Source organism: Noviherbaspirillum sp. (assembly GCF_035944575.1).
Classification (GTDB): Bacteria; Pseudomonadota; Gammaproteobacteria; order Burkholderiales; family Burkholderiaceae_D; genus Noviherbaspirillum.
The window spans coordinates 13162-35869 of the sequence record NZ_DASZBA010000243.1; the positions used below are offsets into that span (position 1 = coordinate 13162).

General features: G+C 55.8%; 37 protein-coding genes and 1 tRNA gene. 16 read left to right on the plus strand and 22 right to left on the minus strand.

What is annotated here, in order from left to right:
- Positions 1-148 precede the first annotated feature (148 nt).
- The 22 genes from VGU61_RS19650 to VGU61_RS19755 all read right to left on the minus strand — a co-directional run bounded on the left by VGU61_RS19650 (position 149) and on the right by VGU61_RS19755 (position 12043).
- Positions 149-1360, minus strand: coding sequence for a polysaccharide pyruvyl transferase family protein (locus VGU61_RS19650; RefSeq protein WP_326860983.1), 1212 nt, complete (start codon positions 1358-1360; stop codon positions 149-151).
- A 69-nt stretch (positions 1361-1429) separates the two neighbouring features.
- On the minus strand, positions 1430-2149 hold the full coding sequence (gene trmB / locus VGU61_RS19655) for a tRNA (guanosine(46)-N7)-methyltransferase TrmB (protein WP_326860984.1): 720 nt from the start codon (positions 2147-2149) through the stop codon (positions 1430-1432).
- 75 nt (positions 2150-2224) lie between these two features.
- A tRNA-Gly gene (locus VGU61_RS19660) sits at positions 2225-2298 on the minus strand.
- A gap of 76 nt (positions 2299-2374) precedes the next feature.
- Positions 2375-3373 (minus strand): tyrosine-type recombinase/integrase, encoded by a 999-nt coding sequence (locus VGU61_RS19665; RefSeq protein ID WP_326860985.1) that lies wholly within the window; start codon positions 3371-3373, stop codon positions 2375-2377.
- Between the two features lie 4 nt (positions 3374-3377).
- Positions 3378-3599, minus strand: coding sequence for a DUF4224 domain-containing protein (locus VGU61_RS19670; RefSeq protein ID WP_326860986.1), 222 nt, complete (start codon positions 3597-3599; stop codon positions 3378-3380).
- A gap of 12 nt (positions 3600-3611) precedes the next feature.
- Positions 3612-4304 carry a hypothetical protein gene (locus VGU61_RS19675; protein WP_326860987.1) on the minus strand — a complete coding sequence of 231 codons (693 nt, stop codon included), beginning with the start codon at positions 4302-4304 and terminating at the stop codon, positions 3612-3614.
- Positions 4301-4705 (minus strand): 6-carboxytetrahydropterin synthase, encoded by a 405-nt coding sequence (locus VGU61_RS19680; RefSeq protein ID WP_326860988.1) that lies wholly within the window; start codon positions 4703-4705, stop codon positions 4301-4303. The genes VGU61_RS19675 and VGU61_RS19680 overlap by 4 nt, the downstream gene beginning before the upstream one ends.
- Positions 4698-4949 (minus strand): hypothetical protein, encoded by a 252-nt coding sequence (locus VGU61_RS19685; protein WP_326860989.1) that lies wholly within the window; start codon positions 4947-4949, stop codon positions 4698-4700. The genes VGU61_RS19680 and VGU61_RS19685 overlap by 8 nt, the downstream gene beginning before the upstream one ends.
- Positions 4946-5626 carry a hypothetical protein gene (locus tag VGU61_RS19690; protein ID WP_326860990.1) on the minus strand — a complete coding sequence of 227 codons (681 nt, stop codon included), beginning with the start codon at positions 5624-5626 and terminating at the stop codon, positions 4946-4948. The genes VGU61_RS19685 and VGU61_RS19690 overlap by 4 nt, the downstream gene beginning before the upstream one ends.
- Before the next feature lie 96 nt (positions 5627-5722).
- Positions 5723-5881: a hypothetical protein gene (locus VGU61_RS19695; RefSeq protein WP_326860991.1), complete on the minus strand. Its 159-nt coding sequence runs from the start codon at positions 5879-5881 to the stop codon at positions 5723-5725.
- The gene (locus tag VGU61_RS19700) at positions 5871-6278 is read right to left on the minus strand and encodes a recombination protein NinB (RefSeq protein ID WP_326860992.1); all 408 of its coding nucleotides are present in this window, start codon (positions 6276-6278) and stop codon (positions 5871-5873) included. The genes VGU61_RS19695 and VGU61_RS19700 overlap by 11 nt, the downstream gene beginning before the upstream one ends.
- A complete protein-coding gene (locus VGU61_RS19705) occupies positions 6275-6574 on the minus strand; it encodes a hypothetical protein (RefSeq protein ID WP_326860993.1) in 300 nt (99 codons plus the stop codon). Before VGU61_RS19705 ends, VGU61_RS19700 begins: the two co-directional genes overlap by 4 nt.
- Before the next feature lie 2 nt (positions 6575-6576).
- Positions 6577-6981 carry a single-stranded DNA-binding protein gene (locus tag VGU61_RS19710; protein WP_326860994.1) on the minus strand — a complete coding sequence of 135 codons (405 nt, stop codon included), beginning with the start codon at positions 6979-6981 and terminating at the stop codon, positions 6577-6579.
- Positions 6978-7562 carry an ERF family protein gene (locus VGU61_RS19715; protein WP_326860995.1) on the minus strand — a complete coding sequence of 195 codons (585 nt, stop codon included), beginning with the start codon at positions 7560-7562 and terminating at the stop codon, positions 6978-6980. Before VGU61_RS19715 ends, VGU61_RS19710 begins: the two co-directional genes overlap by 4 nt.
- A gap of 72 nt (positions 7563-7634) precedes the next feature.
- The gene (locus tag VGU61_RS19720; RefSeq protein ID WP_326860996.1) at positions 7635-7856 is read right to left on the minus strand and encodes a hypothetical protein; all 222 of its coding nucleotides are present in this window, start codon (positions 7854-7856) and stop codon (positions 7635-7637) included.
- 294 nt (positions 7857-8150) lie between these two features.
- Positions 8151-8291 carry a hypothetical protein gene (locus VGU61_RS19725; RefSeq protein ID WP_326860997.1) on the minus strand — a complete coding sequence of 47 codons (141 nt, stop codon included), beginning with the start codon at positions 8289-8291 and terminating at the stop codon, positions 8151-8153.
- Between the two features lie 139 nt (positions 8292-8430).
- The gene (locus VGU61_RS19730; RefSeq protein ID WP_326860998.1) at positions 8431-8646 is read right to left on the minus strand and encodes a hypothetical protein; all 216 of its coding nucleotides are present in this window, start codon (positions 8644-8646) and stop codon (positions 8431-8433) included.
- A 526-nt stretch (positions 8647-9172) separates the two neighbouring features.
- Positions 9173-9499, minus strand: a complete 327-nt coding sequence (locus VGU61_RS19735; protein ID WP_326860999.1) for a hypothetical protein — start codon at positions 9497-9499, stop codon at positions 9173-9175.
- Entirely contained in the window at positions 9492-9803 is a 312-nt protein-coding gene (locus tag VGU61_RS19740) for a helix-turn-helix transcriptional regulator (RefSeq protein ID WP_326861000.1), read from the minus strand. Before VGU61_RS19740 ends, VGU61_RS19735 begins: the two co-directional genes overlap by 8 nt.
- Positions 9804-9840: 37 nt before the next feature.
- Positions 9841-10092: a hypothetical protein gene (locus VGU61_RS19745; protein ID WP_326861001.1), complete on the minus strand. Its 252-nt coding sequence runs from the start codon at positions 10090-10092 to the stop codon at positions 9841-9843.
- 347 nt (positions 10093-10439) lie between these two features.
- On the minus strand, positions 10440-11150 hold the full coding sequence (locus VGU61_RS19750; protein ID WP_326861002.1) for a hypothetical protein: 711 nt from the start codon (positions 11148-11150) through the stop codon (positions 10440-10442).
- A 419-nt stretch (positions 11151-11569) separates the two neighbouring features.
- Positions 11570-12043 (minus strand): hypothetical protein, encoded by a 474-nt coding sequence (locus VGU61_RS19755; protein ID WP_326861003.1) that lies wholly within the window; start codon positions 12041-12043, stop codon positions 11570-11572.
- A gap of 73 nt (positions 12044-12116) precedes the next feature.
- On the opposite strand from VGU61_RS19755, the gene VGU61_RS19760 reads away from it, so the two are divergent.
- From VGU61_RS19760 to VGU61_RS19835, 16 genes are all read left to right on the plus strand, one after another.
- The gene (locus VGU61_RS19760; protein WP_326861004.1) at positions 12117-12386 is read left to right on the plus strand and encodes a transcriptional regulator; all 270 of its coding nucleotides are present in this window, start codon (positions 12117-12119) and stop codon (positions 12384-12386) included.
- A gap of 169 nt (positions 12387-12555) precedes the next feature.
- Entirely contained in the window at positions 12556-13125 is a 570-nt protein-coding gene (locus tag VGU61_RS19765; protein WP_326861005.1) for a hypothetical protein, read from the plus strand.
- Between the two features lie 32 nt (positions 13126-13157).
- Complete coding sequence (locus VGU61_RS19770) at positions 13158-13502, plus strand: hypothetical protein (RefSeq protein WP_326861006.1); 345 nt, start codon at positions 13158-13160, stop codon at positions 13500-13502.
- A gap of 1 nt (position 13503) precedes the next feature.
- Positions 13504-13785, plus strand: a complete 282-nt coding sequence (locus VGU61_RS19775) for a hypothetical protein (protein ID WP_326861007.1) — start codon at positions 13504-13506, stop codon at positions 13783-13785.
- Entirely contained in the window at positions 13785-14441 is a 657-nt protein-coding gene (locus VGU61_RS19780) for a recombination protein NinG (RefSeq protein WP_326861008.1), read from the plus strand. The genes VGU61_RS19775 and VGU61_RS19780 overlap by 1 nt, the downstream gene beginning before the upstream one ends.
- Entirely contained in the window at positions 14441-15250 is an 810-nt protein-coding gene (locus VGU61_RS19785) for a hypothetical protein (protein WP_326861009.1), read from the plus strand. Before VGU61_RS19780 ends, VGU61_RS19785 begins: the two co-directional genes overlap by 1 nt.
- The gene (locus VGU61_RS19790; RefSeq protein WP_326861010.1) at positions 15207-15956 is read left to right on the plus strand and encodes a replication protein P; all 750 of its coding nucleotides are present in this window, start codon (positions 15207-15209) and stop codon (positions 15954-15956) included. The genes VGU61_RS19785 and VGU61_RS19790 overlap by 44 nt, the downstream gene beginning before the upstream one ends.
- 178 nt (positions 15957-16134) lie before the next feature.
- Entirely contained in the window at positions 16135-16380 is a 246-nt protein-coding gene (locus VGU61_RS19795) for a hypothetical protein (protein WP_326861011.1), read from the plus strand.
- A gap of 127 nt (positions 16381-16507) precedes the next feature.
- Complete coding sequence (locus VGU61_RS19800) at positions 16508-16633, plus strand: hypothetical protein (RefSeq protein ID WP_326861012.1); 126 nt, start codon at positions 16508-16510, stop codon at positions 16631-16633.
- Positions 16634-16640: 7 nt separating this feature from the next.
- Positions 16641-17147, plus strand: a complete 507-nt coding sequence (locus tag VGU61_RS19805; protein WP_326861013.1) for a hypothetical protein — start codon at positions 16641-16643, stop codon at positions 17145-17147.
- Between the two features lie 223 nt (positions 17148-17370).
- A complete protein-coding gene (locus VGU61_RS19810) occupies positions 17371-17793 on the plus strand; it encodes a hypothetical protein (protein WP_326861014.1) in 423 nt (140 codons plus the stop codon).
- A 518-nt stretch (positions 17794-18311) separates the two neighbouring features.
- A complete protein-coding gene (locus VGU61_RS19815) occupies positions 18312-18650 on the plus strand; it encodes an HNH endonuclease signature motif containing protein (RefSeq protein WP_326861015.1) in 339 nt (112 codons plus the stop codon).
- Between the two features lie 63 nt (positions 18651-18713).
- Positions 18714-19022: a terminase small subunit gene (locus VGU61_RS19820; RefSeq protein WP_326861016.1), complete on the plus strand. Its 309-nt coding sequence runs from the start codon at positions 18714-18716 to the stop codon at positions 19020-19022.
- Positions 19019-20692, plus strand: coding sequence for a terminase large subunit (locus VGU61_RS19825; protein WP_326861017.1), 1674 nt, complete (start codon positions 19019-19021; stop codon positions 20690-20692). Before VGU61_RS19820 ends, VGU61_RS19825 begins: the two co-directional genes overlap by 4 nt.
- Positions 20692-21957 (plus strand): phage portal protein, encoded by a 1266-nt coding sequence (locus VGU61_RS19830; protein WP_326861018.1) that lies wholly within the window; start codon positions 20692-20694, stop codon positions 21955-21957. Before VGU61_RS19825 ends, VGU61_RS19830 begins: the two co-directional genes overlap by 1 nt.
- Positions 21932-22669 carry a head maturation protease, ClpP-related gene (locus tag VGU61_RS19835; RefSeq protein ID WP_326861019.1) on the plus strand — a complete coding sequence of 246 codons (738 nt, stop codon included), beginning with the start codon at positions 21932-21934 and terminating at the stop codon, positions 22667-22669. Before VGU61_RS19830 ends, VGU61_RS19835 begins: the two co-directional genes overlap by 26 nt.
- Positions 22670-22708: the final 39 nt, after the last annotated feature.

Below are 22708 nucleotides of genomic sequence, written 5' to 3' on the forward strand. Positions count from 1 at the left end.
TATAGTCGATAGCACTTCGGGCAACTTGACCACAAAGAAATAGTTTGCATTCTTTTAATGTAAAGAGAGATTTTTCATGCAAGGTGAAGACAGGGGCGGGTGTGGTCAGTCCTGAAGCATGCTGCTCCGCGCGTATGATTGCCAATGCTCAATCCAGAGCGGCCGAAATCTGCTTAAAGGCGTGCGCAAATGTTTCCGCGAGCGCCGCGCCCGAATCCTGTAATGAAGCGGGGTCCACGGCGATTGCACGTGCGATCCCGTTTGCGATGCCTTTCACGTCCACTTCCACCGGCATGGCGGGCGCTTCCCAGGCAGACGCATAAGCTGCGTGCTTGCTCTGTCGATTGCCTTGCGCGGGAGGACGCAACGTGACCCGCGGCAAATCGAAAGCGGCGGCGACGATCCTGCCGTGCAGGCTGCTGCCGCAATACGCTTGGCTGCCGGCGATAAGGGCGCAGATATCCCAGAGATGCAGCGATTCGAAAACATGGGCAGGCATACGCATGCGTGTCGCCGTATTCCGGTAGAACTCCAGGCGGTCGTGCCAGGGCGCGGCACCGGCGCGGAAGAAAACGATGCCGAACCCTGTTGAATCCGCGATCAAGTCGAGCTGTCCGGCGATAACGGTTTGGGTGGCATCGTCGTTAAAGTCTTCGCTGAACTGTATGGCGATATATCCTGCGGGGAATAAGCGACGGACCGTCGCAACTTCTCCGGCCTGCATGCGGGCACGAATCACTGGGCCAAATATCTTCGCCACCATCACCGCGGGGTCGGGCATCAACAGGCTGGGGACGCCCGCGGCCTCCAGCAGGGCCTGCGTATGCCGCTCGCGTACGCTCACCATGTCGGCTTGAGAAAGATTGGTGCGCACTTCGGCATGCATGGCCGCATCCAGTTCATCGAGGTGGACGCCGCCGACCGCCGCGTAGCAAATGCGCGCTGCCGGAAACATGTCCGGACTTACCGAATACGGTACAAGCGCCGGAAGCCCGAGGCGGGCGTGGGCCCAATGCATGCGCTGCCCGGAATCAGGCGCGATCCGCGTGGATACCCGTGAGGTTTTATCGGGATGCAAAAGCATGACCGCCGCCTCCCATGCGTTGCAGGTCAGGAGCTCGCCGCCGACATGCAGAATGTCGATCGGTTCGCTGCGGTACCGTGTGGCAAGCTCCGGCAATGCCGTCACTTGGTGTCCGCCGACGGCACGCAGATCCCGTGATGCAAGTCCGGCGAACATCAGTTGCCGCTCCTTGAGCAATGCGGCAGCGATGTGCGGGAACAGCAGGTCGCCGAAATTATGCCGGTCGAATGCGCCGAAAAGGATGATCGGAACGGGTTTTCCACGCTTGAAGGTCATGCCTGCACTGTATGCCGCATCGGACAGGAAAGCGACCCGCTCGCCGGATGGACTGGCCAGTTGAAACGGTCAGCGCTTTTCGAACACCAGATCCCAGACGCCATGACCCAGTTTCAGGCCACGGTTTTCGAATTTCGTCACCGGACGGTAGTCCGGTCTCGGCGCATAGGTTTCCGCGGTGTTGCGCAGGGTAGGCTCCGCACCGAGGACTTCCAGCATCTGCACCGCATACTCTTCCCAGTCGGTTGCGCAATGCAGGTATCCGCCCGGCGCGATGCGCGACGCCAGCAACTGCACGAACGGTCCCTGGATCAGCCGCCGCTTGTTGTGACGCGCCTTGTGCCATGGATCGGGAAAGAAGACATGCACGCCGGCGAGGGAGGCGGGCGCGACCATGTGAGTGATCACCTCCACCGCGTCATGCTGGATCAGCCGCAGGTTGGTGAGTCCCTGTTCGCCGATCAGTTTCAACAGGCTGCCCACGCCCGGCGTATGCACTTCCACGCCGACGAAATCCTTGTCCGGCATCCCGGCAGCGATCTTCGCCGTCGTATCGCCCATGCCGAAGCCGATCTCGAGAATCACCGGCGCATTGCGCCCGAAAGTCTGGGAAAAATCGAATGGCGTCTTCGTGTAGGGAATGCAGAATTGCGGGCCAAGGGTGTCGATCGCCTTGGCCTGCGCGGTCGACAGCCGTCCCGCACGCGTGACAAAACTGCGGATGCGGCGCTCGGTCGGGTCATACAGCATGTGCCTGCTGCTCGAATCGTCGGAAATGTTTTCGGACATGAATGGATCAGGGAAATTTGCAATAAAAAAGGCACCTTCGGGTGCCTCGTCGACCGGTAAGGCCGCAGCGAATACTGGAGCGGGTGAAGGGAATCGAACCCTCGTCGTAAGCTTGGGAAGCTTCTGCTCTACCATTGAGCTACACCCGCGAACCCTTATTCTAAGCCATTCTCGCTACTTACCGACGCTTCGCCGCTCCGCAATTCTCACTTCCGCTCCGCAAAATCACTTCGTCGGCTCGACAATTTTACCCCGACGCAGGTAGTGCCGTTGCGTCGTTTTCACGTTGTCATGGCCCAAAAGATCGCTTGCCGCCTGCTGTCCACGCTGGTCGGACGTGTCATCCGCTGCCTTGGCCCGCAAATCCCGAAACTTGAAGTTGTCGATCTGTGCCGCCAGCTTCGGATGCTTCAATTTCGCCGCCTTACGTGCTGCGTCAAAGTGGCTCCGTAATGCTGGCTGAGTGAACGGTTTGCCGTCCCGATTCATCAGAAGTTGGTCGTGGATAATCTTGTGCTGCGCCTTCCGTACCGCAATCCTGCCAAGCAATTCGGCCAGCGCCCCGGTAATCGAGATACGCAGCCGTTTCTTTGTCTTGCCCTGGCTAATCTCCAGGAACCCGTTGGCAATGTCGCTGCCGCGCATCTTGAGGGTGTCGGCGGGCCGCTGGCCGGTGAGGTAAGCCAGATCAAGCGCATCTTTAAGCGCATCGCTGGCGCAGTCCCGTACCGCGTTAAATACCGTATCGGTCACATAGGCGGTCTTCTTTTCGATGGAATGGCCCATGATGCCGGTGCATGGGTTCGGCTCGTCCGTATAACCCCATCCCCGCGCATGGTTCCAAAGCGTGGAAAACAGCCGCTTGCAACGGTTTGCCGTGGTCGGCTTGTCCCGGTGATCCTCCAGAAAGGCTTGAATGTGCATCGGGCGGATCTGGTCAATCGGGGCGGTACTGAACGAAAACCGGATGTGCTTCATGTCGCTGGTATGCGTCTTTATCGTATTTCGGGCGAGGGTAGGCAGAACGTCGCGCACGTACCGGTCAATCACATCACCGAACACGGTTGCGGCCACCTCGACGTTCCGGCGCAGCTCCGCATACTTTTGCAGCGCTGCAATATAGTCATCGCCTAGCGGAATTTCCCGGCGCGGCTTTTCACCCGTATCGAAGTAGTAATAGACCTTGCCCGACTTTTGCGCCCGTCTGCGCATGTGCGGGGGCAAGTTGCTATGCTTGCTTGGCTTTCGACCCATGGCGTGGCATCTCCCACTTGGTTGGCATTTGCTGCTCTTTGCGACCTTCTGCTGCCGAACGCGTCACGATCGGCTTGCCGACTGCGTTAACAAAAAAGGGCAGGCCCATCTTCCGCAGGGCTTCAATCTGCTTGGACTTGATTTTACGTCCGGTCAAAACGACGATTTCCGATTCTTCAAGGAATACGGCGCTCATGTGTTTGCCTCCTTATGCTGCCTGCTCGAACAAACTGCATTGTTCGGCGCGTGGGTTCCAGTGCGTTGGGCATTGCACTGCGTCTATCTTTGCCGCCTTGCACTCCGCGCAGCCGCCGTCCCGCTTGAAGTTCTGCGCCACGTTGGTGGAGTCAGCGGACGCCAGCGGCCAATCCTGATCCATTTGCCCTAGCATCCGAAGCCCGTGAATCCACGGCATTCTGGTGCGGTGCTTGGCAAGAGCATTGAATGCTTCATCCATCCTGGCGCACCATTCCGGCGAGTTAATGTTCCAGTACCTGCCGGCCGATCCGAAACAGACTTTCGGCCATTCGTCGGTCAACTCCAGCAAATAGTCGATAGGCAGGCCAAGATGCCAAACCGGAGCGCCCAGCTCGCGGGGGAAAGGCCAGCGTGCCGTCATTTCCCTCTGCAACTCAACGCTTCCATCAATCACATCTGGCACAACCGCCCAATGCGGGTGACCAAGAATCGGCTCCACCCACTCATAAAAACCTTTCTCGTCGAGCGGGATGCCTTGGGTTTTGCAGGTAAAGGCGCCGTTATCGAACATGATGGATGAGGCAATCTGTAAGCAGCGGCGCAAGTCGTCAGGGCGAGGGTACGGCACACAGAAATTCCGACCTACCATCCGCATGATCTGCTCGATAGGGGTAATCGGCGTGCCGTGGTACTTGAGCGTCATGGCTTTACCCTGTACGTGCATGCATCTCCGCTTCCGATCCGGCGTACCGTAACCGCTGACACCGGCATGTCTTTCTTGATCTGATCGCAGATAAACACGCATAGGTTTTCCAGCGTGGGCGCTCCCAGGTCGGCAACTTCGTCAAGAAAGTGGTGATCCAGCTTCGAGCGCACCGATTCAATGGCTTTGCGCAGGTAGAACAAATCGACCGTTTGCCGTTTGTTCTTTGGCAGCGTGAAAAACTCCAGCATGCCGGCGGCGCCTTTGGTGCCGGCCACCGTCACGGTGGCGGTGTAGGTGTGGCCATGCACGCGTTTGCTCGGCGTAAATTCAGCCAGTGGCACCGCGCGGGTGAGGGTGTGCGCGGCGTCGAAGGTGAAATCCTGAGAGAGTTCAAACATCAGACTTTCCCCTAATGGTTTCGATATTCACGCCATGGTGATGCGCTGTCATGGTTTGCCTACCGCGAAACTTGTTGTAGAACTTGTCGGCAAGATCTTCATGGAAGCCAGTTTTGTGCAAAGCCGCAAACGTAACGATGTGCTCAACGTGAATCATGTGCGTGGTCTCAATGGTCAGTTGGTAGATGATCTGCGCATCGTTGATAGGGCAAGCCGCTGCAAACTGATAGCGGTAGATATTCATCCCTTTGCTCCACAGCTACACGGCCCGACCGGACCATCTGGATAGTTGCTAGTGGCGCAGTTGCTGAGATGCGCTGGTGCGGCAGATGGTGGAGCGGCGTAGAGCGGCATTCCGTTCATTTTGAGCAATCGCGCCCGTTGTTCGCCGGTTGTGCAAAGGTCGTACCGCTGGCCGTTGTCATAAATGACGACTTGTCCGATAGGCTGCTGCGCTTCTTGCGCACCTACCAACGATAGATACTGTCGATAGGTCATCGTGATCTTTTCGTCGGGATGCGCTACTGGCTGCGCGGTGTCTTGCTGCGCGTATCCCATGTTCAATGCCTGCGCCTGATCTACCAATTCCTGCATTGGGTCTTGCTGCGGGGCTGCGGCAAGCAATGCATCGGCCAGCATGTACAAGACATTTTCAGGATTGATAGCAATACTGGACGCTATTGCAGTAAAACCATTAGGCGCTTTTATCTTGATCGCCTTGAACAGCTTCTGATCCGCTCGCTCAATCGTCCATCCTTCCGGCGCACCGGCTGGCGCTGCTTGCGCGCTATCGAGAGCGGCAAGGGCGGCAAGAACTTTGTCATGTACATCCGTGCCGATCTCCCTTCGGATGTCTGGATACGCTTCAACAGCCAGTAACGCTTCCCGCGCACGCTTCAATGCTTCTTGTGGTGTGGTCATGTCAGTGCAATCCTCTCGCCATAAAAGCCAGATCCGCATTGCTGAACCAGAACAGCCACGCCACCAGCGCCATTGCAGTCACTATTACGATTGATTTCATTTCCCATCCTTCGTTTTCGGTACGTCCGCCAGCGCAAGGGCTACCACTCGCTTGATTGCCACCACTGTCGGGTTCGGTGCTGTCGGAACCCGCTGCATGTGGTCTTCGCATAACCGGGTGATTTCTTCGAGGGCTACGATGTGTTTAGCTTCCATGGCCCAGCTCCACGCCCAGCTCCTGCGCCGCATAGCATTCGATCCGAGTCATGAAGGCACTGAACTCCGTCACGTTCATGTCCGATGTGCTGATCCGCACCAGCTTGATTTCGCCAGTCGGCAGCGTGATCTCCTTCTTCGGCGCGAACATGTCTGCCAGGAGTTCATGCCATGCGTCCTTGCTGTACTGCCGGCCACCAACCCACGCCGATTCCGCGATCTCGGTCACGATGGCCCAATGCCGCTTGTTCTGGTCGAGCGTGCGTTTACTCTTGGCCTCGGTGATGGAGACGGCAAGCGGCTTGCCCGCATCGGCCATTGCTCGCCAGTTAGTGCGGAGGAATGCCCAAAGCTGCTGAGCATTCGATTCTTGGCGTAGCGTGATCGTCTTGTTCATTTGCTCCAAGCCTTTACTTTCAATGCAGCCCTTTGCACGGCCAGTGATTGAATTTCTTCCAGTCTGCTCTCGATACGTGCCGACACAACACGCAGGTATTCGAGCTGGTTGAATGCCTCTTGGACGTCGTTTGGCGAGTCCATTTGCCCGAATTTCAATATTCTCGGGGCTGCCGCCATCACTTCACCGCATACAGCCTGGAGCCGTTGTTTGGCGTCTTCGTGTGCGCCTCGCACCGTGGCGTACTCACCACGAGCAAGGCGGATTTCTTCAGGGATGGCGGATAGGTCTAGCATGGTCAGAAGGGAATATCCGTGTCTACAAAGTTGTCAGGAGTCGAGAGTGGCGCTGGCTGGCGGAGACCGCCCTTGCTGTACGTTTCTACGCCGGCATCCCGCTTGCCGCCCTGCAGTTCGATCTCGTCCACGCGAATATCAGGGCTGATCTGCTTGGCGCCGTCCTTGTTGACCCACTCCCGCAGCGTCAATGTGCCGAAGATTGTCACTTGCTGGCCCTTGACCAAATGAGGGGCAAGCGATTCGCCTCTTTTGCCAAACACGGCGCAGTTGAACCAGTTGGTCGATTTCTTCTCGCCATAGCCCACATCCGACGCAACGCGGAAGTTGGCAAGCGCATCGCCATTCGGGAGATACTTCACTTCGGCGTCTGCGACGATCCGGCCTGTAGCTGTCAGTTTGTTCATGCTGCTTTCCTTGTGGTGAGATAGTCTTTCTGCTTGTCGTAAGCAGCCTTCAGATCGGCTTGCTGCACGCCGTTGGCCTTCTTGTACGCTGCAGCAAACATTTCCTTGAGCTGATCAAGGTCGGCGCATTCGTGCATTGCAAGCTTCACCGAGTCGATGTCCGAAGCGGTCAAGCCGGGTTTGGCAACAGGCTGCGGGGCAGGGCGGGGCTGGCTGGCGCTATTGCCGTCGTCATCCTCCGGCGCTATCCCGCAGGCAGTCATCAGCGAATAGCGACGAGCGTAGGTGAGTGCGGAGCCATAGCCTTGCGGATCTTGCTTGGAGGCCGGAACGTGCAGTTTGCCGGTGCGGATCATTTCGCCCGATTCATGCAGGAACACGGTTTCGACGGTGACGCCGGTTGCGTCCTCGAATGTCTCCTGATAGACCGCAATGCCGTTTGCAAGCAGGGCATCGTCAACGGCTTCCAAGCAGGTTCCGAGGTCTGCGTACTTGCTCTTGAAATGCGGGTTGTTCTTGTCCTTCAAGGCAGGCCCGAAGGCTTTCTTGGCCTTGATGAAGGCGGGTGCGATCTGATTCATGCTTTCTCTCCTGTTCTTCTAGCCACTGCTGCTCTTCTTCCATTTCCTGCAACTGCCTCCAGCAAGCGCCGCTCATCGCAGGCTCCGTATCTCCGACTCCATGTGCGCGATCCGGTACTGGCTGTCTTTCTGGCCGGCCATCCCGTTCTTCATCTGCCATTTGAAGTGCTCAAGGTTTGAATACTCCCGGTTTACCTTGGCAATCAGTACCTGGCGGCGAATCCAGCGGCGCAGCGGTGTCAGGGATATGCTCATCAGTTGCATCACGGTTAACTCGTTGTGTAGTGGTTTCATGCTGGCTCTGGCTTGTGTTCGTGAATGTTGCAGCAGCCAAGCTTTTTCACCGCAAACTGGCCGACTCCACATCGGAAGTTCGCATCTTCTGTGTAGTCCGATCCGAAGATAGTGAAGTGCTTAGTGTCAAACTGGAGGTGAGCACAGTTGCCGCATCTCTTTGGCTCCACCCTTGGAACGTATCCTTGCTGCTTCTTGGCGACGGATTGCTTGCTCATTTCACCCCCGCAAAAGCAGCCGCCCAACCCGAGACAGCAACCGCCAGCATTGCCAGTAAGATGACGAAGCCGGTGATCATTGCGCCACCTCGACCGATACTCCACACACGCCGAACTGGTCATACGCATCCAGCATGGCTTCAATGGCAGACTTGGCGATTGCGGTATAAGCGATGCAGCCGCGAAGGGTGCGAACGGTAACGTCAAACTTTTTCATGCTTTGGCTCCCTGTATTAGTTGCCGTCTCTCCGGCTGCCAGCTCTGACGTAGGCTCTACGGGCTTGAGGACGCGCCCCGGATGCAATCGTCTCTGTAGGATTGCCCATTCCACAGACGCCTTGCGGTGGCGTCCCGACCTACTGCCTACGTTCTGAGTTCTGCTGTTCGAGCGAATCAGCGATCTTGCGAAACGAAGCCGCCAGGCCAGCACGCACCAACTTGTCTGGAACCATTTGTGCCGCCGTCATGATGATGTTCAGGCTGGCGCCGATGGCGACCGCAGCACCTTTACCCTCGCATTGCTTCCAGAGGGTCTTGGTAAGCGCTTCAACCCTGCGTTCCATGTCGTTCATTGCGGCTCCTGAGAATTGGTGCCGGTTATCGGGAGAACCGGCGACTCTCGGGTTGATCACTAACGAAGGCGACACTTAAGCGGCACTACCAGTGCAACCAACCCTTTTTGGGGCATCGACTTGTTGCTGTGTCGATAGAAGAAGTGTAGCAGCGTGCTTCACATTATGCAAGCACTAAGCTACGTTTAAATGAAGCTTGATGCTATTTATTTTCGGATTGACGTAAAAAAGCCCCGGCTAGCGGGGCGATCTGGCTACCAGCTCAAGGCCGGGAGGGGAGGGTAAAGACGAAAAAAATCCCGCACTTTAGGAGAAGTGCGGGATGAATATACTACCTCTAGGATGTCACAAATGAGCGGAGGACCACCAACGCTCAGTAATAAGAATACAACGCCTTTCTTAAGCGGCGCTTAGATAAATTTTATGGATAGATAATGTTTGCATTGTCACGCCACAAAATAAAAAGCCCACCGCAGAGGGTGGGCTTTAGATTGTCTTAATAACAATACTGTTACAGCTAGCGATTTTAATTTTTAGCCAATTCAACCTGCTTCTGGTACTCCTCAAAAGAGTGTCGCATACCTTTTTGGTGCTCTTCATTTGATAGATTCGCAATTATGGCAGACGCCATTTGATGAAGGATATTGGTCGGCATTACGACTGTGACCACGGGCCTTTGGCTTCCTGGTGGGAATGACTCTTGTGCCAATATTAGCTTCGACACAAAAGGACCAAATGCGAAAGCAGCCATTTGATCCGCATAAAGAACCGGATGTTCGATTTTCAGTGCTTGGGCATGTTTTTGCATTTCTGCCATAACCTGAGTCGAATCCATTGGGGTTTGGTTATCCATCTACATTTCCTTGTCCAAATTCTTCCTCAAAAGAGGGCGCGTATAGGGCTGCCGGGCTGAGATCTTGACTCTCTTCGGCTAGTTTTGAATAGGGGATAAAACGTACTGACAAGGCACAATCGAAAGCATGCGCCATTTTTACAAGCGTTTCCAGAGAATGCTTTCCATACTCGGGATCTTCAGCACGCGAAATGCCTGATTGAGTAGTCCCAATTAGTCGGCCGAGTTCTTCTTGTGACATTTCTCGCTTCTGCCGATTAGCTTTGATTTGCCAAGCAACACCTTCTTCGATTGAAGCGTCCATGTAAGCTTCTCGATACTCTCTATCAAACCAATTTTGTCTAATGGATCGTTGGTTTGCCGGGATCGCGCGCGACCTCTCCTGGGGTTGCGTTATCTGCCCCTGGTACAGGATCGAGACCGAAACATTGCTTAGTCCGAGCTGCGAACTGCTGATCACACGTGTGTTTGTGCTCTGTTGCTCGGTCAAGATAGTCTGAAGGAATGTAGGCGCCATCTTTTTCTGTTCCTGTATTGGTCATTGCAAATGCGCTGAAATTGTCGTTGAAGTGCCCGAATACCCGATGCTGCATACGATTCTCATCCGTGAATCGTATCACATATATGTGATTTCCTAATGGGCTTGCAAGAGGGCGTGACCATTCAGTTTTCGGTTGGTCTCTGAGCTGATCACGAGTTCGCTCGAACTTTGCCTTGGCTTTTTTAGATAAGGTGTTATGCCACTGATCAATAACATCGTCGCCTCTATGCGATAAAAAACAAAAGTAATTCCAAGGGGGCATTTTAAATAAGTGTCATTTAAATATTTATTGTTCCACCGTCTCTGTGGTTGTTCACAATGGAAAACGATTTGATTTGACTATTTATGGTGTAGAAATATTCAATATTTGTTTTAATTGCATCGTAAGAAGCAGAGCGGTTAGAGGCCGGCGCCAGGCTTGGCAGAGTCTTTGGTTTGCCCGATGCCATCAAGCAGTGCTTTTGCTGCCGTAACACTCTCATCCGCAACGCTCCAGATCCGGCTTAAGGCTACGCCGCGTGTAGCTCCATGGTTGATTCCCCATATATCTGACTTTTGTACCGGGATGTCGTACTTGCTGACAATCCCACCGACACCAGCCATGGTCGTTGGCAGCCCTCCGGCATATGCAAGCCTGTTGTCGCGCCTAGAGTAGAAATTGATGTCAGCTTGCCAGTAATCTCTCGCGTCGCCATAAGCTTCTAAAGCCTTTTCGAGGAGGGCGACCGCATCCTTCTCTTCGGGCAACTGAGCTGCTTGCCTATATTGGCCGAGATCTACTGCTATACGCTGAATGTAAGGCTGGTAGTCGTTGTAAGACACGCCAATATCGATGACGCTTTTCATAGCAGCGACGGACGCAAAGATGGTTTCGGCTCGCTTTGCCGCAATCTCCTTTACTGGCGCCTCAGGAACTGCCGGCGCTGCTGGGATAGCTTGGACGGCAGGCTGCGCGTTTGCAGATGACTTGATCGCTTCTTCCAAGCACTTATTGCGATCGCTCTGACGCTTCAGTGACTGGCAAGCCTTCACGAGAGATTCTGCATTGCCGCTCGCATGACCGCTCATCGAAAAAGCAAGAAGGGCTGCAAGGCAGATCATCCGTTTCATAACGTTCCATCAAGAGTTTCAAAAAAACAATTAAACCGTAAACCCTTCCCATGGTCATCCCATATTTATGAGAGGAAACTTTAAGCAGTTTCTACGGTACCTGACAAAGGTGCTCAAGATTAACTGTTTGACTATAGTTTTTCTAAGATTGCTGGCTTACACTGTATGCACATACAGTACTTTGATGTTCCTTCTGTTCCCCACAGAGCATCGGCCCAGCCCCGCCGACCCAGAACCACAGTTCAGGAACTCGTTATTTCGGCGAAACAAACTAAGCGCTATAGCCATTGCATATGGCAATAGCTCTCGGAGGGACTATGCAGCGGCAGGAACAGAAAAAACTTCAGGAACAAGAACAAGCGGCATTGGAAGCATTGCGGAGGATGAGTGACAGTGAGCGGGAATACGCTCTTTCATTTTTACTTAATTTTGCTCCCGATCGACGCGACGCTCCCACTCTCAAGCTGGTTATTGGCGGCGTCCGTGGCAATTCCTAGCGGCCTTGCTGCATTGACCGCAGCCAAAATGCCCTTTCGTCCAGTTTCTGTCGTTTGGCAGAAAACTGTAATCACATCCGCAAGCTGCTCAGGAGAGAAGTTATAGCCTGAAGCAGGAGGCCGGGCATCGTGATCGTTATCCATCCACCCGCGCTCAAGCTTCAGCCCTTCTTCTATGTCTCTGGCTAAATCATCGCCAACGTTGCGGATCGCTCCAGCATTGGTGGTCCGACGACTGAGTATTTGGTAGAGGGTAGGGCGGCTAAGCTTCTTCCCTCTCTCCTGGACGGCCGCAACAATCTTGCTCAAGCCTTTACCTTGATCACCAGAATCCCCGGCTGCGTTCTTCACCAGCGCTACTAAGTTGTCGTAGCGAATTTCTTGCACAGTTTTCATGCGAAGCATTTTGCTACGTTTGAACGTAGCTTGGTGCTTGCAATAAACGAAGCGTGGTGCTACAGTGTGTAGCATGAAGCTATCAGAATATCTCTCAGTCGAACGCGGTCGTGGGGCAAACATAGCCTCGGTCCTCAATGTGGCGCCTCAACAGGTCTATCAATGGGCTTCGGGCAGCCGAAGCATTCCGGTGGAACGGTGCGTCGAAATCGAACATGCAACGGAAGGTGCGGTGACCCGCCGTGATCTGCGTCCTGATGATTGGCAGCGCATCTGGCCCGAACTGGCCGCAACCAACGCAGTAAAGCACGGACGCCGCAAAGGCGATAAACGAACTTCGTAATTTGCAGCTTCGCCGGTGGCTTTCGAGCTACCGGCTTTTTTTGTACCTAAGCAACGCGGCTTGAGATTTATCAAATTCCTGAAGTCAATAGATTTCATTTAAGAACCTCCCTTAGTTGCTTGTTCTTCTAGTCGATGAAACAAGAATAGTTTTCAAAAGGAAATAAGTCATGCGCAACGTATCGCACAAATCATGGATCAGCACAGTCAGTGACGCGGTGAACGCATGGCGAGTCCGCGAAAACTGGAGCCGCGAAACGGTATGTCAGGAGTTCGTCGAAGAATTCGAGCAGACCGAATCACCGAACGCCTGGAACATCGAGTTCAGCAACCATGCCGACATCAGCCAGCGCCAGAAGAACAATGCCGACAAGATCATGCGGTGGCTCGACGACAGCAGCAAGGACACGAACCTCCTTGGCTTCAACTTCTCCCGCGTGATCCTGCGCCGCCTGCCTGCGGATCTGCGCATGGCCTGCCTGAACGAGATGCTGGCGCCGATGAACTTGTCCGTTCGAGGCCTGGAAGTGCAAGAGCAGGGCGCATTGAACGCCACCAGCCACCTGGTGAAGATCGCCCGCGAGACGTCGGAAGCGCAGGGCGCAGTTGCCAACCTGATCGACGGTGCGACGCAAGACGAACTGGCAAAGGCTGATCGTGAGCTGGCCGAGGCAGAAGAGGCAGTACGCGCCGCTCGCGCCGATGTGCGTCAGCAGATGTCATTGAGGGCCGTAGCATGATTCTCCCGCGCCCAAATACCGCGCCTCGCGCAATGCTTGAAGTAATCAATGCCCGTGGTGGCATGTCCCTGGAAGAAATCATCGAGTCGCCAACCCGCTTCGGCCTCGCTTACGCATATCACGTAAAGCATGCACTAAATGGTCTTGAAGATCGCGGCTTTGTTGTGCTCAAGGATGGCATTTTCAAGGCAACGACTGAGGCACGCGAAAAGCTCGCAGACCTGACGCCGGTCGTGAAAGCAAAGCCTGCTCTCGTCGGTCCGCGTGTCGTCAATGTGTTCACCCGCCCAATTCAGGCCAAGTACATCGCCAGTGCCACCGGCACGCGTAAAGAGGCGGAATTCTGGAAGAACGTACCAAGCAAGGGAGGGGATTGATATGGCTGTCGCAGAAACCTCTATCGAACGCTACCGCCAACTCGCCGCCGATGGCGAACTCGGCCCGCAGCAACAGAAAGTATTGGCCGCAATGAAGCCGGGCGTTCAGTACACCCGCGCTGAACTATCGAAGCTTACCGGCTTTGCTATCAACGTCATCACTGGCCGCGTCAATGAGCTGATCCACGATGAAAAGCGCCTGGAAGAGTGCGACATCAAGAAATGCCCGGTGACTGGCTACAAGGCCAAGACAGTCATGCTTGCACCGGCTGAGGGTGGCTAATGAAATCCGCAGCCCTGACCCGCAAGACGCCCATGAAGCGCACCAGCTTCACGCCATCGACACACAAGGTCGACATCAAGAGCGGTGCGAAGAAATACCGCAAATGCACCATCTGCAAGGAGGCGCCAGTCGCCAATCCGATGGCTTCGGTGTGTTCGGTCGGCTGCGCGATCGTGAAGGCGAACAAGGACCGCGAGCAGCGGGACATGCAGGCACGCCGGGTGGCACGGGCAGAGGATCGGAAGCGCAAGGAAGAAATGAAGACGCGCTCCGACTGGCTGAAGGAGGCGCAGACAGCTTTCAATGCATTCATTCGTGAGCGTGACCGCCAGGCCGGCCATCTCTGCATTTCGAGCGGCAAGCCCTTGGACTGGTCAGGGAATGGTGTCGACGCAGGGCATTACCGCAGCGTAGGCAGTGCCCCGCATCTGCGCTTCGACGAGCGCAATTGCCACGCGCAGAGCAAGCAGGACAACCGCTATGGCGCCGGTCGTGCGGTCGACTATCGCATTGGACTGATCAAGCGGATCGGCCTGGAAGCCGTCGAAGCGCTGGAGTCGGAACAGGCGCCACAGAAATGGACGATCGACGCGCTCAAAGCGATCAAGGCCACCTATAAGGCCAAGCTGAAGGCGCTGAAACAGGGGGATGCGTAATGGCTAATCCATGGTTCCGCGTATGGGGCGACATGGTCAACGACCCAAAGTGGCGGACCATCGCGCGCAAGTCCGGCCAAAAGATCGGCGACGTGATTGCCGTGTACATGCACATGCTCACCTGCGCATCCAGCGCGGAAGACCGTGGACACACCGAGGGCTGGTGCGACGAAGACGTTGCAACCGCCCTTGATATTGATACAGAGCAAGTTGAGGCAATCCGTGAAGCCATGCAGGGCCGTGTTTTGGATGGTGACTATCTCACCGGCTGGGAAAAGCGCCAGCCAAAGCGTGAACGGGAGGACGACACGGCGGCAGAACGTAAGCGCCAACAACGCGCACGGGAAGCCAATCAAGATGATGTCACGCCATGTCACGCCATGTCACACCAAAAACAGCCTAGAGAAGAAGAGATAAGAGAAGAAGAGAAGAAAGAAGAAAAGTCAAAAGCAAAGGCTTCGGCTGCGCCGAGAGCCCGCAAGCCCACAAAGTTGCCATTGCCTGCTGACTTTGCGATTTCTGATGACGTTCGCCAATGGGCCACAAGCAAAGGCTACGACCGCATTGACGAACATTTCGAGTCGTTCGTCCGGAAGGCGAGGGCGAATGGATACACCTACGTCGATTGGGACCAGGCATTGCAGAACGCTATTGCCGACGATTGGGCAAAGCTTCGGACTGCGCAGCCGCGCGCCTCGCCAGTTGCAAGCCGGCCCGAGAAGTTTGACCCGACCGCTTACGTGAACCGCCCCAGGACCCAACACCATGAACGCACCATTGAAATCGACGCAACTGGCGAACCCGTTTGACCTCTGGTTCATGCCGATCCAAGGCTTGAAGGGCATCTCCATGATGGACCACCTGTACAACCGGCTCGACGGTGCTTATCCGCACAAGTGGCGCTCGAATTTCAGCACGCCGGAAGCAATTGACAACTGGAAGGTGTCATGGGCTGAAGCATTCGAGGAAGAGGGCATCACGCCGCAGGACATCAAGGCTGGCCTGAAGGCATGCCGCACCAAGTACGACTGGCCGCCAAGCTGCGCCGAGTTTATCAAGGCTTGCAAGCCATCGGTTGACCCGCTCGTTTCCTACTACGAGGCAGTTTCAGGTGTAACAGCACGCGAAAAGGGTGAGATGGGCGAGTGGTCGCATCCTGCTGTCTATTGGGCCGCGATCAAGATGGCATTTGACCTGAAAAGCCTGACCTACTCGGCCATTAAGGATCGCTGGAACAAAGCTCTTGCCGACGAGATGGCCAAGGGCGAATGGGCGGCGATTCCGGCGCCGATGGTTGCACTGCCGGCGCCAGGTAAGACCGAGTTGAGCAAGGAAAAGGCCGCGCAGATGCTGCAGGAAATAGGTGCTTCGGAGGTGCTTAAGACCGCCGACACCAAGACTGACCACAAGCTTTGGGCGAAACGCATCCTTGAGCGCCACAGGAACGGTGACAAGTCTCTGACGATGATTCAGGTCAATTTCGCCAAAGAGTCGGTTGCATCGAGGGCGATGTGATGGCGCGGTGCACGAGCTGCGGCACCACCCGGTTCATGGAGTTTGAATGCGTCGCCTGCTGTGTCAGATGGCTATCCCAGATGACGAAGCCGGAAATCCAGACGAATGCGCCGGTAATCGAAACGGTAATGGGGAGCGAACACATGGAAAAGGTACGGCAGGCATGGAAGGAGCGCGTGTGATCGACTTTGTGCAGATTGGTATCGCCGTAACCGGAACCGTGGCCGTGTTTCTGACGCAATGCGAGCGCATCGAGTGGCGCCGGTTCGCGTGCATCTTCGGGATGCTCGGGCAACCCTGCTGGCTGTATGCGGCATGGAAAGCAGACCAGACCGGCGTTCTGTTCGTCTCCGTCCTGTACGCGATGGCATGGGCAAAGGGTATTCACACACATTGGCTCAAGGGGCTGACATGGAGCAGGTAGCCAAGCCCCTCAAGCAGTCGCCTCCCTGCTGTGTCGGGTGCGGAAAGCAACAGGGAACTGGTCACTTGCAGGGATGTGCGGTGAAGGCATACGAGCTGTTGATGGAGAAACGATCAAGGGAGGCGGCATGGACAGCGAAATGACGGATGACCAGGCAGGCGTGATGGTAATGATCGGCGCAACGGCTGCATTCCTCATGGGTGTGCTGCTCGGCGGGCTGATAGCAGTATTGATTATGAAGCACCTGAACTGAGGCAAGAATGGCAAGCAATAAGAAACCACGCAAGAAGTATGTCAAGAAGCGCGACCTGATTGACCCTATTCGCAGTGCCATCATGCGCGCGACCAAACTCCGTCCATTCGAGAAGGCGATGCTGCTGGATCCGATATGGGAAAGCTTTGAGAAGCTGAAAAAGGGCGAATGGAAGAACGAGGATTTCAAGTTCATGGCTGATTGCCTGAACGTCGCCCAGGCACTTACGCTGCCGGGGATTGGCCTGCTGCCTGACCACATGGACAAGTTCGATGCTGCTCATCACGCACTGCAGCAATTGTCCGCAAGGCGCAACGCTACTGGTAAGTGGCTGGCCAAGGGTGATGAACTGCGCACGATCGAGGTCGGGATCGAATTCCACGCTATCCAGATCGACTTTGTGTCCGCCGGCGAGCTGGCGAAGGCAACGCAGAGAGTAGACGACATCCTGAAGGGTGCGGTGTCAGGCAGTCCGGGCAAGGGGCACATTCACACGGTATTGCAGGCGGATTAATTAGGGGGAACGATGAGTAAGAGAGTCACTTGGGCACTGGCCGCATTTTTTGGGGTGGTACTTGTTGGGTTGTTCATCGGGTGGTACGGCGGCGCAGATTGGACGGTTCGGAGCGCAAAGAACGCGGAGGGTTTGTGCCTCATTCTATATATAGCGGCTAGCGCAGGCGGGTTAACACTGATGTTCCCGGGTTGGAAGTACACGCGATAAGGGGAGAACAAGGATGCGGCGAGTCAGAAAAGAAGAAGTGCAGATAGATCGGTTCGTAAAGCCTGACGCGCTGGACTATTGCCTGGAGTGCTGGGCGAGGGTGATGCAGAAGGACGATCGGGATCTGAGCGCATCCCGCATGCGACTGGATGACACTGGCGACCCGCTGCTGGACGAAAGGGGCAACCCGATCAAGGTGGCCTATGAATCCGACCCCTATGAAGAACAGCGCAAACAGGACATGAAGTACGGAGAGGCCACCGGAGCAGTCATCCAAGGCATGAAGCCTGCGCATCGGTGGGCAATATACCGGCGCTGCGGTATATCTACCCTGTGGAAATTCCCATTACTTGATTTCACAGTGGTGCTTATTGAAGCCGAACAAGATTTGCGCGACAAACTGAAAAAAAACATTGCAACCGCGACATTGTTCTGACACAATATTTCCACTGGATGCGTTTTGTCGTCCAGAGAAAAGTAAAGCCGGCCTAAAAAGCTGGCTTTTTTTTCGTCCAGACAATTCAAAGATCAGCCGGACCCCGCAAAAGCTTACGGCGCCGGACGCTGTAACCGGTACGAATTCAGGAGGCCAGCATGAGCAACGAAGCGATACGCACCATTCTCGGCTGGAAGCTCCGCAATGGGAAGTGAGGCAACTCGACTTTGGTGAATAGTTGCAGTGCACCATGTTGATGTAAAACAGTTCAAGTTGGAAATAGTGACCTATTCTGAATTTATCTCCCTAGGAAGAGATAAGTTTATTTAGCCCGCAACCGGAAACGGTTCGCGGGCTTTTTTATTCAGCAGGTTCGCCAGAGCGCTCCGAGTGGCGATGTGTAGCTGTCCCATGGGCAGAAATAACGGGCGCAGTTCCCGATGAACAAAGGCCGGGTCTCCTTCATCCTTCGGGGTGCGATCTTACGGCGCAGGCGGGAACGATTCACTTCCAGGGCTATGAAACTCCAAACACTTAAACCGCGGCTGACCACGCTCAGCACGTCAAGAGTGCAGACGCTCCCGAACATCCGCACAGGAACGGTAGAGCGCAAGCGAGGAAGCGCAGGAGTAAAGGATAGAAACAACATCCGCAAGCGTGACTGTGGCTTATGCCAGGAATGCAAGCGGAAGGGCATCGTCAGCTTGGGTCAGGTAGTCGACCACATCCACCCATTGTGGGATGGAGGCTCAGACGAGGACGATAACAAAGAACTACTGTGCGTCCCTTGCCACGACGTGAAGACAGCACGCGAGGCGAAGCAAAGGGCAGGGGGCAGTCCAATCTTTGGAAGATGAAGGGCTTGGACACCACCCGGTCCCGCACGCGCAAAAAAATCCCCCTATTCAAAAGGTAATCAAATGGCCGGAGTCAAAGGACGCAGCGGCGGACGCCGTGAAGGTGCCGGCCGTAAGCCCCAAGAACCCGCAGTAACCGCCTATACGGACCCGCTGGACTTCCTGCGGGCAGTCTGGAAGGGCGAGCTTGAGGCGAACGCGACACAAGTACGTGCGGCCTCGGCTGCGCTGCCGTTCATCCACAAGAAATTGGGTGAAGGTACTGGGAAAAAGGAAGAAGCCGAAGAAAAACAAAAGTCGGCGGCCAAGGGGCGGTTTGGTACGCGCCAACAGCCCAAGCTGGCGGCTAACGGTGGGAAGCTGGTCGAGTGAAAGAGTGGTCGACGGCCTGCCCGGACTGGGAAAGCCGGATTGTCAGCCGCGAAAGCCTGATTGCTTGCCAGCCGCTCTTCCCCGAGGTTGCAACCGAGGCATGGGAAATCTGCAGTCAGTTCGTGCTGACCGACGTCATGGGTCAACCCCTGCTGGGCGAGGCGTCGCTTCCCTGGCTGCGTGAGTTCGTGATGGCAGTGTTCGGCGCGGAAGACCCGGAGACCGGGCGGCGCCATATCAACGAATTTATGCTCATGGTGAGCAAGAAGAACGCGAAAAGTACGATCGCCGCGGCAATCATGCTGTGCGCGCTGCTGATGAACTGGCGCCAGTCAGCCGAATTGCTGATTCTCTCGCCCACGAAAGAGATAGCGGACAACAGCTACAAGCCGATCCGCGACTTCATCAAAGCCGATGAAGAACTGTCAGCGATGCTTAAAGTGCAGGATTACTTCCGCACGATCACGCACCTTGAGACAGGGGCGACGCTGAAAGTAGTTGCGGCAGACAGCGATACGGTTTCTGGCAAGAAGGCGTCTTTCGTCTTTGTCGACGAGTTGCACGAGTTCGGCAAGCAGGCGAAGGCATCAAACATGCTGCTGGAGGCCACGGGCGGACTGGCATCGCGGCCAGAAGGGTTCGTAATCTACGCCACAACCCAGTCGGCAGAACCTCCGGCAGGCGTGTTCAAGGCAAAGCTGGACTATGCCCGGAAGGTGCGGGATGGGCGGGTCACAGACAGGAAATTCCTTCCGGTGATCTACGAATTCCCGCGCGCCATGTTGGAAAGCAAGGCGTATGAAGATTTAAACAATGCCTACATCACGAACCCGAACTGGGGCGCGTCGGTAGACATTGAGCGCATCACCCAGCTACACAGCCAGGCCAAAGAAAGCGGTGAGCAGGAGTTTAAGGAATTCCTCGCGAAGCACCTGAACGTTGAAATCGGACTGAATCTTCGGTCCGACCGCTGGGCAGGTGCTGACTTCTGGGAGTCGGCGGAGACTGTATTGACGCTAGATGAACTACTGCAGCGGTGTGAGGTTGCAGTCGTGGGCGGCGACGGTGGCGGTCTGGATGACTTGCTGGGGCAAGCTGTGGTCGGTCGCGAGCGCGAAACCGGGCGCTGGCTGGCATGGTTTCACGCCTGGGCGCACAAAATCGCACTTGAGCGGCGTAAAGAGATCGCGCCACGCCTGCTGGACTTCCAACGGGAGGGATTCCTCACCATCGTTGATCGTCCCGGCCAGGACGTGCAGGAATTTGCCGATAACGTCTGCCGTGTCCGCGATGCTGGGTTGCTCCCGGAACAGCGTGGAATCGGCGTTGATGCAGCCGGCATAGGTGACATCGTTGACGAACTGGCTGCGCGCGACTTCGATCCTGAGAAAGACATCGTGGCGATTTCGCAGGGCTGGCGGCTAACAGGAGCAATCAAGACGACGGAGCGGAAGCTGGCTGGAGGGGATCTGCTGGTGGCGGCGTCGTCAATGATGCGCTGGAGCGTTGGCAATGCGCGGACTGTCCAGCAGGGCAACGCTGTATCCATTACAAAGCAGGCCAGCGGCACGGCCAAGATTGACCCACTGATGGCGCTTTTTGATGCTGTCTCGTTGATGGCACTCAACCCGGAAAGCAATCAAATTACCCAAGGATTCGTGGAACTGTGATGAAGATAAAAGACCTCGCTGCCAAAATGATGTGGTGGCGGGACTCGTCACGTCCGCAGGAAGTGCAAAACGTTACCTATTCCGACAGCGTCAATGAAGCATTCGGCCTGATCCCGGCTTCGTCGGGCGCCCATGTGACGCCGCTTTCTGCCATGCGCGTGTCGGCGGTTGCCGCCTGTGTGCAAAAAATCGCCGGTACCATCTCGACGCTGCGGCTCGATGTTTATAAGTTCGACGAGAACGGCAACGAAGTGAAAATGCCGCGTGATGCACTTTGGTATCTGTTGAACGAGCAGCCGCATTCAGACTTTACGGCGACTAGCCATTGGGAAACCCGCGTCAGCGCCCAACTCCTGCGTGGCGACGGTTTCACATGGATTCGCCGCGCATTGAACGGCTCTTTTAAAGAATTCCTCCCGCTGCCGTGGGGCTGCGTGAACCCGTTCCGCATGCCGGATGGATCGGTGCGCTATTACATCAGCCTGCCGGATTACGGCATTCAAACCTGGCTGGAACCCTACGAAGTGCTGCACTTTCCCGGTCACGGCTTCGACGGCCTGAAATCGATGTCGGTGATTGCCTATGGCGCCCGGCAGGCAGTCGGCAACGCACTGGCAATGGACGAATACAGCGGCAAGTTCTTTGCCAATGGTGCGCATCCGTCGATCATTCTGGAGGCGCCGGCCAAAATGTCGCCGGATACCATCGACAAACTGCAAGCCTCATTTGCCAACAAATACGCCGGGCTGGATAACGCGCACCGCCTGCCGCTGGTACTGACTGAGGGCATCAAGGCGGAAAAGATCAGTCTGTCAGCCGACGACGCGCAACTGCTGGAAGCGCGTAAGTTCCAGGTGACTGATATTGCCCGTGCTTTTGGTGTGCCGCCGCACATGATCGGCGAGACAACCGGTTCCAGCGCGGTGGGAGCCGGTTACGAACAGCAGGCCCGCGACTTCGTCATGCACACGTTGCGGCTGCACCTGAAGCGGCTGGAGCAGGAACTGAACCGCAAGCTGTTCCCGCGTGACACCGGGCGTTTCGTGCGTTTCGACCTTGGCGACCTGATCGAAGGCGATAGCAAGGCGCAAGCCGAATACAACCGCGCCGCGCTGGGCGGACCAGGCACCGGTATGGGCTGGATGACCGTCGACGAAATCCGCCGTACCAAGGGGCTGGCGCCGATCGGCGGCGAAGCGGCCAAAATCTTTGACCCGCGCACTACGAACGGACCACAAAATGAAAATCCTGCAACTCCTGCGTGATAACGCCACCCGCCGCCCGGTCAACCTGGTGCGCAACGGCGCCGACGCAACGCTCTACATTTATGACGTCATTGACCCGTATTGGGGCGTCAGCGCTCCCGGCGTGATCGACGCCATCGCGCAGGCTGGCGACGCCGCGACCCTGCATGTTCACATCAATTCGCCGGGTGGCGATGTTTTTGAAGGCCGCGCCATCATGGCCGCGCTGGGCCGCTTTTCGGGCAAGACAATCGCGCATATCGATTCCCTGTGCGCATCGGCGGCGACCTCGATTGCCTTGGCCTGCGATGAAGTCGAAATGTCGGACGGCGCTTTCTTCATGATCCACAACGCCAGCGGCGCGGTATGGGGCGACAAAAACGCCATGCGCGAAACCGCCGACTTACTGGAAAAGATCGAAGGCGCAATCGTCAACGACTACGTGAAAAAGACCGGTCTGGACGAAGCACAAATTGTCGACTGGATGAACCAAGAATCATGGTTCAGTGCATCCGAAGCACTTTCCTACGGCTTCGTCGATCGCATCGCCGAGGCACCGAAGGGTGCCAAGAACACATGGAACCTGTCCGCATACACGAAGGCGCCTGAAAGTCTTTGTAAAACTGAACCCGAAAAATTAGAAACACCGCCGGTGGAAACGCCGCCTGAAGACAAAAAACCGGCCATGGGCGTGGCGAATGCCAACCGCCTGCGGCTCTTACAAGTTGTTTAGCGCTTCTCGCGCATAACGCCGCAGAAGGACGGATTCCTT

Bases quoted from the DNA above. Each gene is read 5' to 3' on its own strand.
- VGU61_RS19650 (WP_326860983.1), bottom strand. From the start codon at position 1,360: ATGACCTTCAAGCGTGGAAAACCCGTTCCGATCATCCTTTTCGGCGCA.
- trmB (WP_326860984.1), bottom strand. From the start codon at position 2,149: ATGTCCGAAAACATTTCCGACGATTCGAGCAGCAGGCACATGCTGTAT.
- VGU61_RS19670 (WP_326860986.1), bottom strand. From the start codon at position 3,599: ATGAGCGCCGTATTCCTTGAAGAATCGGAAATCGTCGTTTTGACCGGA.
- VGU61_RS19675 (WP_326860987.1), bottom strand. From the start codon at position 4,304: ATGACGCTCAAGTACCACGGCACGCCGATTACCCCTATCGAGCAGATC.
- VGU61_RS19680 (WP_326860988.1), bottom strand. From the start codon at position 4,705: ATGTTTGAACTCTCTCAGGATTTCACCTTCGACGCCGCGCACACCCTC.
- VGU61_RS19685 (WP_326860989.1), bottom strand. From the start codon at position 4,949: ATGAATATCTACCGCTATCAGTTTGCAGCGGCTTGCCCTATCAACGAT.
- VGU61_RS19690 (WP_326860990.1), bottom strand. From the start codon at position 5,626: ATGACCACACCACAAGAAGCATTGAAGCGTGCGCGGGAAGCGTTACTG.
- VGU61_RS19695 (WP_326860991.1), bottom strand. From the start codon at position 5,881: ATGGAAGCTAAACACATCGTAGCCCTCGAAGAAATCACCCGGTTATGC.
- VGU61_RS19700 (WP_326860992.1), bottom strand. From the start codon at position 6,278: ATGAACAAGACGATCACGCTACGCCAAGAATCGAATGCTCAGCAGCTT.
- VGU61_RS19705 (WP_326860993.1), bottom strand. From the start codon at position 6,574: ATGCTAGACCTATCCGCCATCCCTGAAGAAATCCGCCTTGCTCGTGGT.
- VGU61_RS19710 (WP_326860994.1), bottom strand. From the start codon at position 6,981: ATGAACAAACTGACAGCTACAGGCCGGATCGTCGCAGACGCCGAAGTG.
- VGU61_RS19715 (WP_326860995.1), bottom strand. From the start codon at position 7,562: ATGAATCAGATCGCACCCGCCTTCATCAAGGCCAAGAAAGCCTTCGGG.
- VGU61_RS19720 (WP_326860996.1), bottom strand. From the start codon at position 7,856: ATGAAACCACTACACAACGAGTTAACCGTGATGCAACTGATGAGCATA.
- VGU61_RS19725 (WP_326860997.1), bottom strand. From the start codon at position 8,291: ATGAAAAAGTTTGACGTTACCGTTCGCACCCTTCGCGGCTGCATCGCT.
- VGU61_RS19730 (WP_326860998.1), bottom strand. From the start codon at position 8,646: ATGAACGACATGGAACGCAGGGTTGAAGCGCTTACCAAGACCCTCTGG.
- VGU61_RS19735 (WP_326860999.1), bottom strand. From the start codon at position 9,499: ATGGATAACCAAACCCCAATGGATTCGACTCAGGTTATGGCAGAAATG.
- VGU61_RS19740 (WP_326861000.1), bottom strand. From the start codon at position 9,803: ATGGACGCTTCAATCGAAGAAGGTGTTGCTTGGCAAATCAAAGCTAAT.
- VGU61_RS19745 (WP_326861001.1), bottom strand. From the start codon at position 10,092: ATGCAGCATCGGGTATTCGGGCACTTCAACGACAATTTCAGCGCATTT.
- VGU61_RS19750 (WP_326861002.1), bottom strand. From the start codon at position 11,150: ATGAAACGGATGATCTGCCTTGCAGCCCTTCTTGCTTTTTCGATGAGC.
- VGU61_RS19755 (WP_326861003.1), bottom strand. From the start codon at position 12,043: ATGAAAACTGTGCAAGAAATTCGCTACGACAACTTAGTAGCGCTGGTG.
- VGU61_RS19760 (WP_326861004.1), top strand. From the start codon at position 12,117: ATGAAGCTATCAGAATATCTCTCAGTCGAACGCGGTCGTGGGGCAAAC.
- VGU61_RS19765 (WP_326861005.1), top strand. From the start codon at position 12,556: ATGCGCAACGTATCGCACAAATCATGGATCAGCACAGTCAGTGACGCG.
- VGU61_RS19770 (WP_326861006.1), top strand. From the start codon at position 13,158: ATGCTTGAAGTAATCAATGCCCGTGGTGGCATGTCCCTGGAAGAAATC.
- VGU61_RS19775 (WP_326861007.1), top strand. From the start codon at position 13,504: ATGGCTGTCGCAGAAACCTCTATCGAACGCTACCGCCAACTCGCCGCC.
- VGU61_RS19780 (WP_326861008.1), top strand. From the start codon at position 13,785: ATGAAATCCGCAGCCCTGACCCGCAAGACGCCCATGAAGCGCACCAGC.
- VGU61_RS19785 (WP_326861009.1), top strand. From the start codon at position 14,441: ATGGCTAATCCATGGTTCCGCGTATGGGGCGACATGGTCAACGACCCA.
- VGU61_RS19790 (WP_326861010.1), top strand. From the start codon at position 15,207: ATGAACGCACCATTGAAATCGACGCAACTGGCGAACCCGTTTGACCTC.
- VGU61_RS19800 (WP_326861012.1), top strand. From the start codon at position 16,508: ATGGACAGCGAAATGACGGATGACCAGGCAGGCGTGATGGTAATGATC.
- VGU61_RS19805 (WP_326861013.1), top strand. From the start codon at position 16,641: ATGGCAAGCAATAAGAAACCACGCAAGAAGTATGTCAAGAAGCGCGAC.
- VGU61_RS19810 (WP_326861014.1), top strand. From the start codon at position 17,371: ATGCGGCGAGTCAGAAAAGAAGAAGTGCAGATAGATCGGTTCGTAAAG.
- VGU61_RS19815 (WP_326861015.1), top strand. From the start codon at position 18,312: ATGAAACTCCAAACACTTAAACCGCGGCTGACCACGCTCAGCACGTCA.
- VGU61_RS19820 (WP_326861016.1), top strand. From the start codon at position 18,714: ATGGCCGGAGTCAAAGGACGCAGCGGCGGACGCCGTGAAGGTGCCGGC.
- VGU61_RS19830 (WP_326861018.1), top strand. From the start codon at position 20,692: ATGAAGATAAAAGACCTCGCTGCCAAAATGATGTGGTGGCGGGACTCG.
- VGU61_RS19835 (WP_326861019.1), top strand. From the start codon at position 21,932: ATGAAAATCCTGCAACTCCTGCGTGATAACGCCACCCGCCGCCCGGTC.